The sequence below is a fragment of the Salinivibrio sp. ML198 genome, assembly GCF_001996015.1.
GTDB lineage: Bacteria > Pseudomonadota > Gammaproteobacteria > Enterobacterales > Vibrionaceae > Salinivibrio > Salinivibrio siamensis.
The window spans coordinates 101,708-117,781 of the sequence record NZ_MUEZ01000003.1 but is presented as its reverse complement, the minus strand read 5'-3'; the positions used below and the strand labels follow the sequence as shown (position 1 = coordinate 117,781).

The 16,074-nt window shown below is 50.6% G+C and carries 14 protein-coding genes; 11 read left to right on the top strand and 3 right to left on the bottom strand.

The genetic code is table 11. From position 1 onward, the window contains the following. The first annotated feature begins 20 nt into the window (after positions 1–20). Complete coding sequence (locus BZG25_RS03015) at positions 21–779, top strand: Nif3-like dinuclear metal center hexameric protein (protein ID WP_077579201.1); 759 nt, start codon at positions 21–23, stop codon at positions 777–779. Positions 780–891: 112 nt separating this feature from the next. Here BZG25_RS03015 and BZG25_RS03010 read toward each other — a convergent pair whose 3' ends face one another. Further along, on the bottom strand, positions 892–2,181 hold the full coding sequence (locus BZG25_RS03010; protein WP_046073559.1) for a citrate synthase: 1,290 nt from the start codon (positions 2,179–2,181) through the stop codon (positions 892–894). A gap of 399 nt (positions 2,182–2,580) precedes the next feature. Between BZG25_RS03010 and sdhC the strand changes: the two genes are divergently transcribed. The 8 genes from sdhC (at position 2,581) to sucD (ending at position 12,122) form a co-directional block, all read left to right on the top strand. After that, a complete protein-coding gene (sdhC, locus tag BZG25_RS03005) occupies positions 2,581–2,973 on the top strand; it encodes a succinate dehydrogenase cytochrome b556 subunit (RefSeq protein WP_046073558.1) in 393 nt (130 codons plus the stop codon). Then, positions 2,967–3,317: a succinate dehydrogenase, hydrophobic membrane anchor protein gene (sdhD, locus tag BZG25_RS03000; protein WP_046073557.1), complete on the top strand. Its 351-nt coding sequence runs from the start codon at positions 2,967–2,969 to the stop codon at positions 3,315–3,317. The genes sdhC and sdhD overlap by 7 nt, the downstream gene beginning before the upstream one ends. Next, positions 3,318–5,084 (top strand): succinate dehydrogenase flavoprotein subunit, encoded by a 1,767-nt coding sequence (sdhA, locus tag BZG25_RS02995; protein ID WP_046073556.1) that lies wholly within the window; start codon positions 3,318–3,320, stop codon positions 5,082–5,084. Positions 5,085–5,098: 14 nt separating this feature from the next. Continuing rightward, a complete protein-coding gene (locus tag BZG25_RS02990) occupies positions 5,099–5,809 on the top strand; it encodes a succinate dehydrogenase iron-sulfur subunit (RefSeq protein WP_046073555.1) in 711 nt (236 codons plus the stop codon). A 114-nt stretch (positions 5,810–5,923) separates the two neighbouring features. Then, a complete protein-coding gene (gene sucA / locus BZG25_RS02985; RefSeq protein ID WP_077579202.1) occupies positions 5,924–8,734 on the top strand; it encodes a 2-oxoglutarate dehydrogenase E1 component in 2,811 nt (936 codons plus the stop codon). A 28-nt stretch (positions 8,735–8,762) separates the two neighbouring features. Then, on the top strand, positions 8,763–9,971 hold the full coding sequence (gene odhB / locus BZG25_RS02980) for a 2-oxoglutarate dehydrogenase complex dihydrolipoyllysine-residue succinyltransferase (RefSeq protein ID WP_046073553.1): 1,209 nt from the start codon (positions 8,763–8,765) through the stop codon (positions 9,969–9,971). Positions 9,972–10,080: 109 nt separating this feature from the next. Then, complete coding sequence (gene sucC, locus BZG25_RS02975) at positions 10,081–11,247, top strand: ADP-forming succinate--CoA ligase subunit beta (protein WP_046073552.1); 1,167 nt, start codon at positions 10,081–10,083, stop codon at positions 11,245–11,247. A gap of 2 nt (positions 11,248–11,249) precedes the next feature. Next, complete coding sequence (gene sucD, locus BZG25_RS02970; protein ID WP_046073551.1) at positions 11,250–12,122, top strand: succinate--CoA ligase subunit alpha; 873 nt, start codon at positions 11,250–11,252, stop codon at positions 12,120–12,122. 81 nt (positions 12,123–12,203) lie between these two features. On the opposite strand, the gene znuB is transcribed toward sucD, so the two are convergent. Both znuB and znuC read right to left on the bottom strand, forming a co-directional pair. Then, entirely contained in the window at positions 12,204–12,992 is a 789-nt protein-coding gene (znuB, locus tag BZG25_RS02965) for a zinc ABC transporter permease subunit ZnuB (RefSeq protein WP_077579203.1), read from the bottom strand. Continuing rightward, entirely contained in the window at positions 12,985–13,749 is a 765-nt protein-coding gene (gene znuC, locus BZG25_RS02960; RefSeq protein WP_077579204.1) for a zinc ABC transporter ATP-binding protein ZnuC, read from the bottom strand. The genes znuB and znuC overlap by 8 nt, the downstream gene beginning before the upstream one ends. A gap of 80 nt (positions 13,750–13,829) precedes the next feature. Between znuC and znuA the strand changes: the two genes are divergently transcribed. Further along, positions 13,830–14,726 carry a zinc ABC transporter substrate-binding protein ZnuA gene (gene znuA / locus BZG25_RS02955; RefSeq protein ID WP_231637394.1) on the top strand — a complete coding sequence of 299 codons (897 nt, stop codon included), beginning with the start codon at positions 13,830–13,832 and terminating at the stop codon, positions 14,724–14,726. Beyond that, positions 14,710–16,044 (top strand): murein DD-endopeptidase MepM, encoded by a 1,335-nt coding sequence (mepM, locus tag BZG25_RS02950; RefSeq protein WP_077579205.1) that lies wholly within the window; start codon positions 14,710–14,712, stop codon positions 16,042–16,044. Before znuA ends, mepM begins: the two co-directional genes overlap by 17 nt. Positions 16,045–16,074 lie beyond the last annotated feature (30 nt).

Sequence of the window (16,074 nt, the reverse complement as noted above, 5' to 3'; positions counted from 1 at the left end):
CGCAAGTGGATGTGAATGCTATGAATAATTTTGAACTGGAAGCATTGCTCAACGCCGAACTAAAACCGGATAGCATCAAAGACTACAGCCCGAACGGACTGCAAGTGCAAGGGCGTGATGAGGTTCAAACCGTCGTCACAGGGGTGACGGCTTGCCAAGATCTTATTGATGCAGCGATTGAGCAGAATGCGGATGCCATCCTGGTGCACCATGGTTACTTTTGGCGCGGCGAACCACAGCAAATTCGCGGCATGAAGTATCAACGTATCAAGATGTTGATTGAACATGGCATCAATCTATACGGTTATCACTTGCCTTTGGATATTCACCCGACGCTGGGTAACAACGCGCAACTTGCCAAACGTTTAGGCATTGAGCTGCTTGGGGGACTGGAGCCTGACAACCCTGTCTCGATTCCTGTTTATGGAAAGCTTTCAACACCCATGACATTGGCACAGTTTGAGCAACAAGTGGCCACGGTGCTTAACCGGACGCCCCTTGTGATTGACGGTGGCCAACAAACGCGGATTGAAACCGTCGGGCTGTGTACTGGTGGCGCTCAAGATTTTATCGACTTGGCCGCTTCACAAGGGATGGATGCGTATCTGTCGGGTGAGATTTCTGAGCGCACAACCTTTTCGGCGCGTGAGCAGGGTGTGCATTATATCGCGGCAGGGCATCACGCGACCGAGCGTTATGGCGTGAAAGCGCTAGGGGAGTGGCTTGCCCAGCAGCATGGTTTGAATGTGCACTTTATCGATATCGACAATCCAGCGTAACGCCTAGGCGTTGAGGCTAAGCGCGATAAAAGGTAGACGCAGCAATGTGATAACCTGCTGATGATAAAGAAAAAGCCGCCTTTTGGCGGCTTTGTTATATGACATTCGCGGCTTAACTGCGCTTGTCCATCGGCGTAAACTCGCGTTGCGTATAGCCTGTGTAAAGCTGACGCGGGCGCCCAATACGCTTGTGTGGGTCGGTATGCATTTCATTCCAGTGAGCAATCCAACCAATGGTACGAGACATCGCGAAGATCACTGTAAACATCGACGTGGGAATCCCGATCGCTTTCAGGATAATGCCTGAATAGAAATCAACGTTCGGATAAAGTTTCTTATCGATAAAGTAATCATCTGACAATGCGATGCGCTCTAGCTCCATCGCTACGTCAAGCAGTGGGTCCTGTATTTGTAACTCATTGAGCACTTCGTGACAGGCTTCACGCATCACGGTTGCGCGAGGATCGTAGTTCTTGTAGACGCGGTGACCAAAGCCCATCAGGCGGAATGGATCATCTTTGTCTTTCGCGCGAGCAATATACTCAGGAATGTTATCAACATGCCCGATTTGCTCAAACATACGCAAGCACGCTTCATTCGCACCGCCGTGGGCGGGTCCCCATAACGAGGCAATCCCTGCCGCAATACAGGCAAATGGGTTCGCACCTGACGAGCCCGCAAGGCGTACTGTTGATGTGGATGCGTTTTGTTCGTGATCGGCGTGCAGCGTGAATATTTTATCCATTGCACGCGCAACCACAGGGTTGACCTCATACTCTTCGCATGGCGTGGCGAACATCATATGTAGGAAGTTCTCCGCGTAGTCGAGGTCGTTACGTGGATAAATAAATGGCTGCCCGATCGAGTACTTGTAACACATTGCAGCCAATGTTGGCATTTTCGACAGTAAACGGAACGCCGTGATTTCACGGTGTTGATCGTTGTTGATGTCGAGAGAGTCGTGATAGAACGCGGCCAGTGCACCTACAACCCCGACCATTACGGCCATTGGGTGAGCGTCACGGCGGAAGCCGTGGAAGAAGCTTGCAATCTGTTCATGCACCATGGTGTGGCGCACGATCATTGAGCGAAACTCATCGTATTGCTTTTGGGTAGGGACTTCACCGTAGAGCAGGATATAACAGACTTCTAAATAATCAGCGTTATTGGCAAGTTGATCTATCGGGTAACCGCGGTGCAGCAATACGCCGGCTGCGCCATCGATGTAGGTGATTTGCGAATTGCACGAACCCGTTGCGACAAAGCCAGGATCAAAGGTGAAATAGCCTTCGTTTACCAGCTGGCGCACATCAATGACTTCTGGACCGACGGTGCCCTCGATAATCGGCAGTTCGATTGGTGCTTTCCCTTCGATATGTAGGGTAGCTTTCTTCTCTGCCATAACAATCTCCTTTGTTATTTTATAATCCCATCCAGGATACGGACTCGACCGTTGTACCGATCGACCCTAATGATGTCAATTTTTAACCTATCGATGTGTGCGTCAGTTAATAACTTATTTGCAATGCGAGTTAAATATCTGTTGTGAGATTCCGGTCAATTTTGTGCGTTTGTAATTGTCTGTTACGCCACGTATACTTTTTCGAGGTCTCTGGGCAAATCAGTATCCTAGAGCGTTTAGGGGCTCAAACACCTTTCCTAACTGACGTGATCCATTCGCCAAGAATTGCAGTTATAAGCAATAAGGTACATGAAGCGCGTTACGCAGATGTTGCAGGTCTTACGCTTTGAGTACTGAGGTTCAGAGAGTGTAATAACTATAAATGCTCAATGGAGCTGAGTGGGCAATATCGTGAAAGAAAGAAAGTCAAGACCCGTAAACCTCGACCTCCAGACGATTCGTTTCCCGATAACAGCGATTGCGTCTATATTGCATCGAGTGGCAGGTGTCATCACCTTTGTCTCGATCGCCATCCTCCTATGGCTGCTTAGCCTGTCTCTCTCTTCTCCTGATGGATTTCAATCCGCTGCTGCCATTGTCGATAGCTTTTTCGTCAAACTGATCCTTTGGGGCATTTTGACGGCGCTGGCGTATCACATTGTTGGCGGGATCCGTCATTTGATCCAAGACATGGGTTATTTTGAAGAGCTGGAGTCTGGCGCGCAAAGTGCGCAGGTTGCATTTGTTATCACTGGCGTGTTGTCTGTGTTGGCGGGGGTTTTAGTATGGTAACTAAAAACATCTCATCGGTCGGGCGCAATGGTGTGCACGACTATGTGCTGATTCGCGCCACTGCGATTCTCATCACACTTTACACACTTTATATGGTCGGTTTTGCCGTTTTTGGTCCTGAGATTACGTATGCCTCATGGACAGCGTTTTTCGGCCAGACCAGTACCAAAGTCTTTACCATGTTAGCCCTGGTCTCCGTGCTGATTCACGGCTGGATCGGAATGTGGCAAGTATTGACTGATTATATCAAGCCAGCCTTGCTGCGTGGCATGTTGCAACTGGGCGTTGTGGCCATGCTACTGATCTATGTTTTCGCCGGTTTCTTTGTATTGTGGGGTGTGTAAGTGAGTATTCCAGTTCGCGAATTTGACGCAATTGTCATTGGCGCAGGTGGCGCAGGTATGCGCGCCGCACTGCAAATATCAGAGCAGGGCCTAACCTGTGCACTGTTATCTAAAGTGTTTCCAACTCGTTCGCACACTGTGTCCGCGCAGGGTGGGATTACGGTAGCACTGGGTAACTCGCACAAGGACAACTGGCAATGGCACATGTATGACACGGTGAAAGGGTCGGATTATATTGGCGACCAAGATGCCATTGAGTACATGTGTAAGACAGGCCCTCAATCTGTGATTGAGCTTGAAAAAATGGGGCTGCCATTTTCTCGCTTCGAAAACGGATCCATCTATCAACGCCCGTTTGGTGGCCAGTCCAAAGAGTTTGGTGGCGAGCAAGCAGCGAGAACGGCAGCGGCTGCTGACCGGACCGGGCACGCACTGCTGCACACCTTGTATCAACAGAATATTAAAAACAAGACCACGATCTTCTCTGAATGGTATGCGCTTGATTTGGTTAAAAACCAAGACGGTGTAATCGTTGGTGCCACGGCCATGTGTATGGAAACTGGGGAGATTTGCTACTTCAAATCCAAAGCAACCGTGTTGGCGACAGGTGGCGCTGGTCGTATCTATCAATCAACCACCAATGCGCATATCAATACCGGTGACGGTGTTGGTATGGCGCTGCGCGCAGGCGTGCCAATGCAAGATATGGAAATGTGGCAATTCCACCCCACAGGCATTGCTGGAGCGGGTGTATTGGTGACGGAAGGTTGTCGTGGTGAAGGCGGTTATCTGCTCAATAAAGATGGTGAACGCTTTATGGAGCGTTACGCCCCCAATGTGAAAGATTTGGCAGGGCGTGACGTGGTGGCGCGTTCGATGATGATCGAGATTCGAGAAGGGCGTGGCTGTGACGGCCCATGGGGCCCACACCTCAAACTGAAGCTCGATCACCTTGGCAAAGATGTGCTCGAGTCTCGTCTCCCCGGTATTCTTGACTTGTCGCGTACCTTTGCGCACGTCGATCCTATCAAAGAACCGATTCCGGTGATCCCAACCTGTCACTACATGATGGGGGGCATTCCAACACAAGTGTCTGGCCAAGCAATCAAGCAAGACCCGCTCGGCAATGACATTGAAGTACAAGGTTTGTTTGCCTGTGGCGAGATTGCCAGCGTGTCTGTTCACGGTGCCAACCGCTTGGGCGGCAACTCATTGCTCGACTTGGTTGTCTTTGGCCGAGCGACCGGCCTGCACCTTGGCGAGACACTCGCCGCGCAAGTAGAAGCGCGCGATGCGAGCGAGTCAGACATTGAGGCGTCACTGGCACGGGTTAATCGTTGGAATAACACCCAGCAGGGTGAAGACCCGGTTGAGATCCGCAAAGATTTGCAAGCTTGTATGCAAGAAAACTTCTCTGTGTTCCGAGAAGGCGAGGCGATGGAAAAAGGGCTGAAAGAGCTGAAGGAAATTCGCGAACGCCTTAAGTCGGCGCGTCTTGATGATACGTCAACCGAGTTCAACACCCAGCGTGTCGAATGTTTGGAGCTGGAGAATTTGATGGAAACCGCGTACTCAACGGCGGTATCAGCCCATTATCGTACTGAAAGCCGTGGCGCACATGCGCGTTTCGACTATCAAGACCGCGATGATGAAAACTGGCTATGCCACTCCATCTATAACCCAGAAACCGAAGCCATGTCGAAGCGCGACGTCAATATGGCGCCAGTGCACCGTGAGGCTTTCCCACCGAAAGTCCGCAGTTACTAAGGGGGTCGAGAACGATGAATGTTAAGTTTTCTATCTATCGCTACAACCCAGATGTAGATAATGCGCCATACATGAAAGACTACACGCTGGATGTGCCTGAAGGGTCTGACATGATGCTGCTAGATGCGCTCATCCAGCTTAAAGAGCAAGATCCTACTTTGGCCTTCCGTCGCTCGTGCCGTGAAGGTGTCTGTGGCTCTGACGGCGTCAATATGAACGGTAAAAATGGTCTGGCATGCATCACGCCGCTGTCCTCACTGATGGACAAGTCCGAAATCGTGATTCGTCCGCTACCCGGTCTACCGGTGGTGCGTGATCTTATTATTGATATGGGGCAGTTCTATGAGAACTATGAGCGTGTCAAACCCTACCTGATGAATGATGAAACGCCACCGTCGCGAGAGAACTTGCAAGCGCCGGAAGATCGCGCGGAACTTGATGGCTTGTATGAGTGCATTATGTGTGCATGTTGTAGTACCGCATGCCCTTCATTTTGGTGGAACCCTGACAAGTTTGTTGGTCCAGCGGGCTTGCTTGCCGCTTACCGTTGGTTGGCGGATAGCCGTGACACAGCGACCGAAGAGCGGTTATCTGATCTAGACGACGCTTTTAGTGTCTTCCGTTGCCACGGGATCATGAACTGTGTCAGTGTATGTCCAAAGGGACTGAACCCAACCAAGGCAATTGGGCATATCAAGTCTATGCTGATTCAGCGCGGCGTTTAAAACGCTGAACCAATAACGTAGAAAAAAATGCCCCGTCCTCGGACGGGGCTTAATAACAGGTAACCCGGCCTCAGACCGGTGTTTGGATAAATAACTAGTGGTTAAGGGATAACAATGCAAAATGGCGTGATGAAGGCTTGGTTAGAGTCTTCTCATTTGGCTGGCGCCAATGCAACGTACGTAGAAGACCTCTACGAAATGTACCTCAGTGACCCGGAGTTAGTTGATCAAGAATGGAGAGCGGTTTTCGACCAGCTGCCAGTGGTAAGTGATACCGCGGTAGAACAACCTCACTCTCGTGTTCGTGATTACTTTCGACGCTTAGCTACCGATACATCGCGTGCAAGTGCTTCAGTCAATGATCCAGATGTAGACGCGAAACAAGTCAAAGTTCTTCAACTGATTAATGCTTTTCGTTTCCGCGGCCACCAACAGGCCAGCCTAGACCCTCTCGGGTTATGGAAACGTAAACCTGTACCTGATCTGTCACCTGCTTTTCACTCTCTCAATGAGCAGGATTTCAACGAAACCTTTAATGTCGGCTCATTTGCGATTGGTAAAGACAATATGCAATTGGGCGAGCTGTATGATGCGCTTGAGAAGACCTATTGTGGGTCTATCGGTGCAGAATACATGCACATTACCGATACCGAAGAAAAGCGCTGGATCCAAGGTCGCCTGGAATCTGTGGTTGGACAGCCGCAGTTTAGCGAAGAAGAAAAGCTCACCTTTTTAGAAGAGCTCACCGCAGCTGAAGGCCTCGAACGCTATCTTGGTGCCAAATTCCCCGGCGCTAAGCGGTTCTCTCTTGAAGGCGGTGATTCGCTGATCCCGATGCTGAAAGAGCTGATTCGCCACGCAGGTAGCGAAGGCGCACGAGAAGTGGTGGTCGGAATGGCTCACCGTGGGCGCCTCAATGTGTTGGTAAACGTATTAGGTAAGAAACCGTCCGAGCTTTTTGATGAGTTCGCGGGTAAACAAGACGAGAGTTGGGGAACCGGGGATGTGAAATATCACCAAGGCTTCTCGTCTGATTTCGCGACACCGGGGGGGGATGTTCACCTTGCGTTGGCGTTCAACCCCTCACACCTTGAGATTGTGAACCCGGTGGTGATGGGATCAGTGCGTGCTCGCCAAGACCGACTGGAAGATAATACCGGCTCGAGTGTTCTCCCTATCACCATCCACGGTGATGCCTCTATCGCCGGGCAAGGGGTGGTACAAGAGACCTTCAACATGTCGCAAGCGCGAGGCTTCCAAGTAGGCGGCACCGTGCGCATCGTGGTCAATAACCAAATTGGGTTTACCACGTCGAACCCGGCTGATTCACGCTCGACGCAATACTGTACAGACATCGCTAAGATGGTGCAGGCGCCGATTTTCCACGTCAATGCAGATGATCCCGAGGCGGTTGCTTTTGTATCGCGCTTGGCGCTCGATTTTCGCAACGAGTTTAAGCGTGATGTGGTGATTGACTTAGTCTGTTACCGTCGCCATGGCCACAACGAAGCGGATGAGCCCAACGCGACTCAGCCGATGATGTACCAAAAGATCAAAAAGCATCCTACTCCGCGTAAGTTGTACGCCGATATATTGGATCAACAAGGGGTCGCTAATCTCGAAAAAGCCACTGAGATGATCAATGAGTATCGTGATCTTCTTGATAGTGGTGAGTGTGTGGTGAAAGAGTGGCGCCCAATGGTGTTGCATTCTGTCGACTGGACGCCCTATCTAGGCCACGATTGGACGGTAGAGTGGGCGAATAAGTTCGATGCTAAGCGTCTGAAAGAGCTGGGTCATCGCATTTGCCAGTTGCCGGATAGCCATAAACTCCACAGCCGTGTTGCCAAGCTCTACAAAGATCGCAAAGCGATGGTAGAAGGCGAAAAGATGGTTGATTGGGGGATGGCTGAGACCCTTGCTTATGCCACTTTGGTTGATGATGGCAAACGTATCCGCATTACGGGTCAAGACTCAGGTCGCGGCACCTTCTTCCACCGTCATGCGGTGCTCCACAACCAAGAAGATGGCAGCACGTATTTGCCACTTGCAAATATCCATGACAAACAAGGACCATTCGAGATCTTCGATTCCGTGTTATCGGAAGAAGCGGTACTGGCGTTTGAGTATGGTTACGCCACCGCTGAGCCAGGCGGTTTAACCGTGTGGGAAGCACAGTTTGGTGACTTCGGCAATGGTGCGCAAGTGGTGATTGATCAGTTCATCAGCTCTGGTGAACAAAAATGGCGCCGCATGTGTGGCCTGACCATGCTGCTTCCTCATGGCTATGAAGGGCAGGGCCCCGAGCACTCGTCAGCACGTTTAGAGCGTTATCTGCAACTGTGTGCTGAGCAAAATATGCAGGTTGTGGTGCCATCAAGCCCCGCGCAGGTTTATCACATGTTGCGCCGGCAAGTGGTGCGCCCAATGCGTCGTCCTTTGATCGTTATGTCACCGAAGTCGCTGTTACGTCACCCACTGTGTGTGTCTAACTTGGAAGACTTAACCGAGGGTGATTTCCTACCAGCGATTGGTGAAATGGACGATCTTGAGCCAAGCAAGGTGAAACGCGTCGTGATGTGCTCGGGCAAAGTCTATTATGATTTGCTACAAGCACGCCGAGAGCAAGAGATTGATGACGTTGCCATTGTCCGTATTGAGCAACTTTATCCATTCCCTCTGGACGCGGTTAAAGACGCGATTGCGCCTTATAGCAATGCGAAAGACTTTGTTTGGTGCCAAGAAGAGCCACAAAACCAAGGGGCGTGGTACAGCAGCCAGCACAACTTCCGTGCTGCCTTACCGCAAGATGCCACATTGACCTATGCCGGACGCTCGGCATCCGCATCACCTGCGGTAGGTTATATGTCTGTACACCAGAAACAACAAAAAGCGTTAGTTCAAGACGCTCTGACCCTAAAGTAAGAACTAGAACATTAAGGATAAATACGATATGACAATCGAAATTCTGGTTCCCGATTTACCCGAATCTGTGGCTGACGCAACCATTGCCACATGGCACAAACAGCCAGGTGACTCGGTAACCCGTGACGAAGTACTGGTTGATATTGAAACAGATAAGGTCGTGCTGGAAGTGCCTGCCCCTGCTGATGGGGTGTTGGAGTCCATCATTGAAGATGAAGGGTCAACCGTATTAGCGAAACAGGCCATCGCTAAAATCAAAGAAGGTGCCGTCGCAGGTGAGCCAACCAAAGACGTTCCTGCACAATCAGAGTCTTCACCTGACAAGCGCCACACCGCCTCACTAGAAGAAGAGACGAACGACGCGTTAAGTCCTGCGGTACGTCGTCTGCTTGCTGAGCATGACCTCTCTCCTGACGCCGTGAAAGGCACAGGTGTGGGTGGACGCATTACGCGAGAAGATGTTGAAGCACACCTTAAGAGTCAGCCTGAGCAGGGTGAGCAAAAAGCACAAAGCCAAGATGTGCCACCTGTGGCTGAACGCGGTGAGAAGCGTGTTCCTATGACGCGCTTGCGTAAACGTGTCGCTGAGCGCTTGTTAGAAGCGAAAAACAGTACCGCGATGCTGACCACCTTCAATGAAGTGAACATGAAGCCCATCATGGACTTGCGTAAGCAATACCGTGATAGTTTTGAAGAGCGTCACGATATTCGTCTCGGCTTTATGTCTTTCTATGTGAAAGCGGTCGTCGAGGCCTTGAAGCGTTACCCAGAAGTCAACGCATCCATCGACGGTGATGATATCGTTTATCACAACTACTTCGATGTCAGCATGGCGGTATCTACACCGCGTGGTCTGGTTACCCCTGTGCTGCGCGATTGCGACAAGCTGGGCTTTGCGGATATTGAAAAGGGTATCCGTGATTTGGCGATTAAAGGCCGTGATGGCAAGCTCACCGTCGATGAACTGACAGGGGGCAACTTCACCCTCACCAATGGCGGTGTCTTTGGCTCATTGATGTCAACGCCGATCATTAATCCCCCTCAAGCAGCCATTCTTGGCATGCACAAGATCCAAGACCGCCCAATGGCGGTGGATGGCAAGGTCGAAATCTTGCCGATGATGTACCTGGCGCTTTCTTATGATCACCGTCTGATTGACGGTCGTGAATCGGTAGGCTTCTTGGTGACCATCAAAGAACTTCTAGAAGACCCAACACGTCTGCTTCTGGACGTTTAATGGCGCGCTACCCCCTGTTTTTGAGGGGAGCCATTTTAGAGGGGACGGAGGTCCCCTCATTTGGAAAGCAAAAAGACACAATAATGGACACTAACACGGATAGAACATCATGAATCTGCACGAATATCAGTCAAAGCAGCTGTTCGCTGAATATGGTCTACCAGTTTCAGAGGGCTATGCTTGCGACACACCACAAGAAGCTGCTGAAGCAGCCGATAAAATTGGCGGAAACAAATGGGTCGTTAAATGCCAGGTTCACGCTGGTGGGCGTGGCAAGGCAGGCGGGGTAAAACTGGCTAACTCCAAAGAGGAGATCCGTCAGTTTGCTCAGCAATGGCTTGGTAAAAACTTGGTGACCTTTCAAACCGACGAAAACGGTCAGCCGGTAAGCAAAATTTTGGTGGAGTCATGCACCGATATCGCCAAAGAGCTTTACCTGGGTGCGGTTGTCGACCGTGGTTCACGCCGCGTTGTTTTCATGGCATCGACTGAAGGCGGTGTCGAAATCGAGAAGGTGGCGGAAGAAACCCCTGAGCTTATCCACAAAGCATCGATTGATCCCCTTGTTGGCCCTCAGCCTTATCAAGGTCGCCAACTGGCCTTTAAACTGGGTCTAGAAGGTGAGCAAATCAAGCAATTTACCAAAATCTTTGTGGGTATCGGCCAGCTGTTTTTGGATAAAGATGTTGCACTGGTTGAGGTTAACCCTTTGGTTATTACTGACCAAGGCAACTTGCACTGCTTGGATGCTAAATTGGCCATTGATAGCAACGCTGTCTACCGCCAACCCAAAGTGCGCGCGATGCACGACCCCAGCCAAGAAGACGAGCGTGAAGCGCATGCCGCGCAATGGGAACTCAACTATGTCGCGCTAGATGGCAATATTGGCTGCATGGTTAACGGTGCGGGCCTAGCAATGGGCACCATGGACATTGTTAATTTGCACGGTGGCAGCCCAGCTAACTTCCTTGACGTTGGCGGTGGCGCGACCAAAGAGCGTGTAACAGAAGCGTTTAAAATCATTCTGTCTGACAGCAACGTAAAGGCTGTCTTGGTGAATATCTTCGGCGGTATCGTGCGCTGCGACTTGATCGCAGATGGCATTATTGGCGCAGTCGAAGAAGTTGGCGTTAAAGTTCCAGTGGTGGTTCGCCTCGAGGGAAATAATGCTGATGTAGGTGCCAAGAAACTGGCCGATAGTGGTTTGAATATCATTGCGGCAACATCGCTAACCGAAGCCGCTCAAAAAGTCGTTGCTGCCGCGGAGGGTAAATAACAATGTCAGTGCTGATTAATAAAGATACCAAAGTGATCTGCCAAGGTTTTACAGGTGGACAAGGTACTTTCCACTCAGAGCAAGCTATTGAGTATGGAACACAAATGGTCGGCGGTGTATCCCCCGGTAAGGGCGGTACGACTCACCTAGGTTTACCTGTGTTCAACACGGTGGCCGATGCGGTCGAGGCGACGGGTGCGACAGCATCAGTTATTTATGTTCCGGCCCCTTTCTGTAAAGACGCGATCCTAGAAGCGATCGATGCTGGTATTGAGCTTATTGTATGTATTACGGAAGGTATCCCAACACTGGATATGCTGGAAGTAAAAGTGAAGCTGGACCAAGCAGGCGTGCGTATGATTGGGCCTAACTGTCCAGGTGTGATCACGCCGGATGAGTCTAAAATCGGCATTATGCCGGGGCACATTCATCAATCTGGTAAAGTGGGCATTGTGTCGCGCTCGGGCACACTGACGTATGAAGCCGTTAAGCAAACCACTGATGAAGGCTTTGGCCAATCCACCTGTGTTGGTATTGGTGGGGACCCTATTCCAGGCTCAAACTTTATCGACATTTTAGAAATGTTCGAAAAGGATCCGGCGACCGAGGCGATCGTGATGATCGGTGAGATTGGCGGGACTGCAGAAGAGGAAGCGGCGGCTTACATCAAAGCCAATGTGACCAAGCCCGTAGTGGCATATATTGCCGGGGTAACAGCACCTCCAGGTAAGCGCATGGGTCATGCGGGAGCAATTATTTCTGGTGGTAAAGGAACCGCAGACGATAAATTTGCTGCCCTTGAAGCAGCGGGTGTCACGACGGTTAAAAGTCTTGCTGATATTGGTAAAGCATTGCGCGAGAAAACCAGCTGGTAAGCCAGACAAAGTAATCGCATAAACAAAAGCCGCTCATATGAGCGGCTTTTTGATATAGAAAACATAATAAGTGGTTAGGGCTTAGTGCGAGCGATTCGGCAATAACTGCGCCAACATAAAGACACTGGCTGCTGCAACCACCACAGATGGGCCAGCGGGCGTATCATAAAACCAAGAGCCTGCCATACCTAGCAGCACCGCAGCCATCCCAATGAGGCTAGCAAACGAGGCCATTTGCTCTGGTGTTGAGGCGATGCGCCGTGCCGTTGCCGCGGGAATGATTAGCATAGAGGTAATAATTAATGCCCCGACAAATTTCATCGCCAACGCAATGACCAAACCAATCAGTAGCATCAATAACAGCCGCAGCTTTTCTACTGCAATACCTTCTACCTTGGCAAGCTCTTCGCTGACTGTCATCGACAGTAACTGCTCCCAGAAATACGCGAGTACCCCGAGTGTTAAGCACGCGCCAATGGCGAGTAAAGTGAGATCGGCAAAAGAGACCGCCAACAAATCGCCAAACAAATAGGCCATGAGATCGACGCGCATGTTGTCCAAAAAGCTTACTGACACTAACCCCAATGACAGGGCACTGTGAGCCAATATACCGAGCAAGGTATCAGTCGAGACCAGGTGTTGGCGCTGTAGTCCCACCAATAAAACCGCCAGGAGTAAGCAGGTGATCACGAGTGCGAGGTTTAAGTCGATTTGCAGCAGAAAGCCTAACGCTAAACCGAGTAGTGAGGCGTGAGCGAGGGTATCGCCAAAGTAGGCCATACGTCGCCAGACCACAAATGAGCCCAAAGGGCCGGCAATGGCGGCGATCAATAAGCCGCCCATGATAGGGGCAAGTAAGAACTCAATCATGATGATGCTCTTGGTGTTCGCAGCTTACAGGTTGCCCTGCAAGATCATGTTTATGATGATGGTGGTGGTGATATAGCGCGAGTTGCTCACTGGTTTGGCGACCAAACATCGCCACATAAGAAGGGTGCTGCGAAATGGCATCGGGCTCACCGGAGCAGCAGACATGATGCTGCAAACAAATCACTTCATCGGTTTTAGCCATTACTAAATGCAAGTCATGCGACACCATGAGTACCGCGCACCCAAGGCTATCACGTAATTGACTGATCAGGCTATACATCTCCAATTGACCGCTGACATCAACCCCTTGCACTGGCTCATCTAACACCAACACATCAGGGTGCTTTAAAATGGCGCGGGCGAGTAGGACGCGTTGCGTTTCACCGCCGGAGAGGGTATGCATATTCGCATATTGCAAGGACTCGGCATTGACCGTATGTAGCGCCTGGCTAATCTGCGCATTGGTATAGCGTGTTCCCAGACGAATAAACCGATCAACCGTTAGCGGCAGAGTTTGATTTAACTGCAACTTCTGAGGTACGTAACCGATTTTTACGTCTCGGGCTATTTGTACTGTGCCGGCGCTCGGCTTAACTAAACCGATCAGTGCTTTGACAAGCGTCGATTTCCCGGCGCCATTGGGGCCAATTAGCGTGGTAATTTGCCCGCGCTTTAGTTGCATCGAAACCTTATCCAGCACATGGCGGCCATTGAAGGTCACCGTCACCGCATCGAGCGAGACTAGCGAGTCAGTCATAGTGAAAAAAGCATTGTGAATTGGAATTGTTATATTATAACATTTATAGCCAGTGAGAAAACATAAGAATGAGAGGAAAGATGATGGCGCGTATTATTGGGGTATTTATTGCACTACTACTGGCATTGCCCGCGCAAGCCACGTCGGTAATGACATCGATTAAGCCTTTACAGCTGATCGCGGCAGGACTTGTGACACAAGATGATACCGTCGATGTGTTGTTGCCGCCGGGGGCGTCACCGCATAGCTATGCGCTAAAGCCATCGGACATACGCGGTTTAAATCAAGCGGATGTGACGATTTGGGTGGGACCCGAGCTAGAGCTTTTTCTTTCTAAATTGTTGGCGGATAAACCTTCTGTATTGACCTTGACACAGGTCGAGAATATGCCGTTGCGCCATTTTGATGGCGGGCACCATCATCATCATGGACACGATCATGGCGAGCACAATATTGACCCGCACCTTTGGCTGGGACCCAAAACGACTCGAGTGGCGGCACAAGCTATTACAGAGGCATTGATTGAAGCCGCTCCCGGTAAAGCAGAGCAATACCAAGCCAACCTGACTCGTTTCAATGATAAGCTCGATCAAACCGTTGCCGATATTCAGCAAGACCTCGCCACCCGTATTCAGTCAGGGTATTTTGTCTTCCATGATGCCTATGGTTACTTTGAGGATGCTTTTGGCCTCGAAAAAACAGGACATTTTACGGTTGATCCAAGTCAAAAGCCTGGGGCGAAAACCCTGGTGACGATTCGCCGAGGTTTGCTTAATCATGATGCGACCTGTATCTTCACTGAGCCGCAGTTTAATCCCGCACTGATTGATGCTGTGACACGACATAATGACGTCAATGTACTTGCCTTAGATCCATTGGCGACATCAATTCCGGTAGCGCCTGATAGCTATCAGGTGTTTTTAAAAGATTTAGGAAATCGTTTCACACGTTGTTTAAAGCATGAAACTACTGACTAACTGGCTCGCTGTGACAGCCAGACTTCCTCGCCAGCACAAGCTGGCCCTGGCTTCATTATCTCTTTTGGTTGGCGCTGCCCTCATGTGGCAGCCCCATCCTTTTTCTCCCAAAGAACGGCAACCGTTGCCGGCGGTCAACCAACACCAAGCGCCGGCGACAGTGGATCACAGTGAACCGATTGAGCAAGGCATGGATGCAAACGATCCTGCCTTGAGTGTGCCTGAAGATGCGCTCGAGCAAGACATCACATCTGAGGCGCCGCGTGTCCATCACCACACCGTCGCGGCAGGGGATACACTCGGTGAGATCTTCTCACAGTATGGTCTCGCTATCGGTCAGCTCTACCAAATGCTGGATGTGAACGATAAAGCCGGCGATATTCGCCGCGGACAAAAAATGGAATGGCAAGTTGACGAGGAAGGTCGATTGCTGACGTTCACCGTTTATCAATCGATTAAATACCGCGACTATTACCAGTTCGATCAAGGTACCGTTGACTATCAGCGCTTGGAAACCAAAGGCGAGTTTGAGAGTGTGACCTTGATTGGACGGGTGAACAGTAGCTTTTATCAGCAGGCGCGCCAAGCTGGGCTCACACCTAATCAGATTCAAAATCTGGTCTCGGCGTTACAGTGGCGTTTTGACTTTGGACGTCAATCTCGTCGCGGCGATCAGTTTGCGGTACAAGTAAACAGAGAGTTCATCGACAATAAACCCGTGTCATCGGGTAAGGTCACGGCCATGCTCTACAAATCGGGCAGTCGAGACATTTTTGTCTATCGTCATCATGATGGACGCTTTTATGATCAGAAGGGGCAAAGCCTTGATCGTGCGCTCCGTCGTTACCCCACTGCCAAGCGCTATCGTATTAGCTCATCGTTTAACCCACATCGTAAACACCCGATCACCGGGCGTATTTCACCGCACAATGGCACTGACTTCGCGACGCCAGTGGGTACCTCAGTATTGGCCGCCGGTGATGGTGTTGTCGTTAAAGCGCGTAAACACCCGCTAGCGGGTAATTACGTGGTGATTAAACACGGGCGTGAGTATTCAACGCGATATTTACATTTGCATCGGATTTTAGTGAAGCCGGGCGATCATGTGTCGATGGGACAACGAATCGGATTAAGTGGTAATACCGGTCGCTCAACGGGGCCTCATCTTCATTTTGAATTGCTCAAATACGGTCACCCGGTCAACGCGATGAAGGTACCGCTGCCTGAGGCGCACCCCGTTCCTAATGGCGAGCGTAATGGGTTCCAGCGTCAAGCTAAACGTGCACATCAGGCGTTGGCGCAGCGATTAAATGGGTAATGGGTATCAATTATGTGAGGCCTAGCTCAC